General features: G+C 75.6%; 3 protein-coding genes. All 3 read left to right on the top strand.

The annotated features are described in order from the left end of the window. Positions 1-858 (top strand): hypothetical protein (locus MY520_RS27800; protein ID WP_436695934.1); only part of this gene is annotated, 858 nt, incomplete at its 5' end. Between the two features lie 19 nt (positions 859-877). Beyond that, complete coding sequence (locus MY520_RS27805; RefSeq protein ID WP_436695935.1) at positions 878-1,855, top strand: ABC transporter ATP-binding protein; 978 nt, start codon at positions 878-880, stop codon at positions 1,853-1,855. Continuing rightward, a complete protein-coding gene (locus MY520_RS27810; RefSeq protein ID WP_436695936.1) occupies positions 1,852-2,700 on the top strand; it encodes an ABC transporter permease in 849 nt (282 codons plus the stop codon). Before MY520_RS27805 ends, MY520_RS27810 begins: the two co-directional genes overlap by 4 nt. Positions 2,701-2,953 lie beyond the last annotated feature (253 nt).

The raw sequence follows: 2,953 nt of genomic DNA on the forward strand, positions 1-2,953 counted from the left end.
GGACGCCGGCCGGCGGCGGGCGCCGCGCGCGGCCGGTGGTGGACGACGGTGCGGCGGCCCGCGGTCGCCACGGTCGCCGCGGTGGTCCTGGTGGGGGGCGCCGGCGTCGCAGCGGCCAACGACTGGCTGCCGATCTTCCAGACCGAGCGCGTCGACCCCGTCGAGGTGACCTCCACCGATCTCGTCCAGGTGCCCGACCTCTCCGCGTACGGCGACCTGCAGATCACGCAGGAGCCCGACCCGGAGCAGGTGGCCGATGCGGCGGCCGCGCGCGAGCGGACCGGTCTGGCCGTCCCCGAGGTCGCCGAGCTGCCCGAGGGCGTGACGGGGGAACCGGCCTACCAGGCCGCGGGCATCGTGAGTGCCACCTTCACCTTCTCGGCCGACAAGGCGGCCCAGGCCGCGGCCGCCGAGGGCGAGGTCCTGCCCCCGGTTCCCGCCGGGATCGACGGCAGCCGGCTCCGGCTGCAGGCCGGTCCGGGCGTCGCGGCCGTCTGGTCGCAGCCGACGGGCGTGCCCACGCTCGTCGTCGCCCGGGTCGGCGCGCCCCGGGTGGACTCCTCCGGCGTCCCGTTCGAGACGGTGCGCGACTACCTGCTGTCCCTCCCCGGCCTGCCGCCCGGCCTCGCCGACCAGCTGGCGGACCTGTCGGCGGACCGCGGGACGCTGCCCCTGCCGGTGCCGGCCGAGCTGGTGACCACCTCCGAGGCGGACGTGGACGGGGCGGACGCCACGGTGCTGACCTCCCGCAACGGGCTCTTCGCGGGCGTGGTCTGGGTCGAGGACGGGGTGATGACGGGGGTCGCCGGGTCGCTCAGCGCCGACGAGCTCCTGTCGGTCGCCCGTGCGCTCCGCTGACGCCGCTACCGTCCGCGGGATGACGTCCGACACCACTGCGGGATCCCCGGCCCACGGGCTGGCCGGCCTGCCGCCGTCCCCGGCGGTCTGGTGCTCCGGACTGCGCAAGCGGTACGGACGCCGGACCGCCGTCGACGACGTGTCCTTCACGGTCGGCCGCGGCGAGGTGCTGGGCCTGCTCGGCCCCAACGGCGCCGGGAAGACCAGCGTCATCAAGATGCTCCTGGGGCTCGTGCGGCCCGACGCGGGTGAGGTGCTGCTGCTCGGGCGGCGCTCGTCCGATCCGCGGTCCCGCAGCGCCGTCGGGTACCTCCCCGAGCTCTTCCGCTACCAGCCCTGGCTGACCCCGGCGGAGGTGCTGGACCTGCACGTCAGGCTCGCCCGGGTCGACGTCTCCGCCGACCAGCGGCGGGAGTGCCTGGCCCTCGTCGGGCTCGGGGAGCGGTCGGGCGACCGGGTGGGCGGGTTCTCCAAGGGCATGCAGCAGCGGCTCGGCCTCGCCGTCGCCCTGGTCGCCCGTCCCGAGCTCGTCGTCCTCGACGAGCCCACCAGCGCGCTCGACCCGATCGGCCGGGTCGACGTCCGCGACCTCGTGCTCTCGCTGAAGTCCCGCGGCGTCGCCGTCCTCCTCAACTCCCACCTCATCGGCGAGGTGGAGCGGGTGTGCGACCGGGTGGTGATCCTCGACCAGGGCCGCGTGGCGGCGTCGGGCACCCTGGCCGAGCTGCTCGGGCAGCGCGAGGTGCGCCTGCGGCTGGACGGGGTGGACGGGCCGGCCGAGGACCGGCTGCGGGCGGCCGGCTCGATGAGCCGCAGCGGCGACTGGTTCACCGTCCAGCTCACCGCGGACGACGACGGCGTGACCGTGCCCGATCTGGTGCGCGACCTCGTCGGCAGAGGCGTCCGCGTGCACGCCGTCGAGCCGGTCCGGATCAGCCTCGAGGACCGGCTGCTCGGCATCCTGCGTCACGACGAGCCCGAGGCGGCCACCCGATGACCGCGCTGACCATCGCCGGGCTCACGCTGCGCGAGGCCGCCCGACGACGGGTGGTCTGGGCCCTGTTGGCGCTGACCGTGGTGCTGCTCGTGCTGAGCGGCTGGGGTTTCTCCAAGCTGGTCGGCCTCGACACCGAGCTGGGCACCATGACCAGCGGCGAGGCCCGCCTGGTGGCGTCTCTCCTGCTCAACCTGATCATGTTCGGGCTGAGCCTCATCGCCGCGATCGGCACGGCGTTCCTCGCGGGCCCCACGCTGGCCGGCGAGGTGGAGTCGGGGCAGGCGCTGGCGATCCTCGCCCGCCCGGTCCGCCGGTCGGCCGTCCTGCTCGGCAAGTGGCTGGGGCTCGTCGCCTTCGGCTCCGGCTACGTGGTCCTCGCCGGCCTCGCCGAGATCCTCGTCGTCCGTGCGGCGGTCGGCTACTGGCCCCCGTCACCCGCCGCGGGGCTCGCCCTGCTCGCGGGCCAGACCGTCGTGCTGCTGACGCTGGCCCTCCTGCTGTCCAGCGTCGTCTCGCCGATGGCGTCGGGCATCATCGCGGTCGGGCTCTTCGGGGCGACCTGGGTCGCGGGCGTCGTCGGTGGGATCGGCGGGGCACTGGGCAACGAGGGCGTCGAGCGCGTGGGCACCGTGTCCCGGGTCATCCTGCCCACCGACGGCCTGTGGCGCGGTGCCATGAACGCCTTCCAGGACCCGATCGCACTCGTCCAGATGGGCCCCGGCGAGGGCGGTTTCCCCTTCCTCAGCGAGGCGCCGCTGGCGCCCGCGTACCTGGCGTGGGCCGCCCTCTGGATCGCCGCGATCTGGGGCCTGACCGCCCTGTCCTTCCAGCGCCGGGACGTCTGAAGAAGGACCCCCTGCCCCCACTCGCAAGCTCGTGGCGGGACCCTGCAAGGGGGCCGAGGGACTAGCGTCAGGCCTGATGAGCGAGCCGCTTGCCCCCACCGAGTCCGCCGTGCGCCGGGCGGTCGCCCGCGCCGAGCGCGGCGCCACCCTGGATGCGACCGAGGCCGAGACGCTGCTGCACGCCCGTGGCCTGGGCGAGGGCGAGCCGCTGGACCGGCTGCTGGCCGCGGCGTCCCGGGTGCGGGACGCCGGG

This window comes from Geodermatophilus sp. CPCC 205506, from assembly GCF_051383635.1.
GTDB lineage: Bacteria > Actinomycetota > Actinomycetes > Mycobacteriales > Geodermatophilaceae > Geodermatophilus.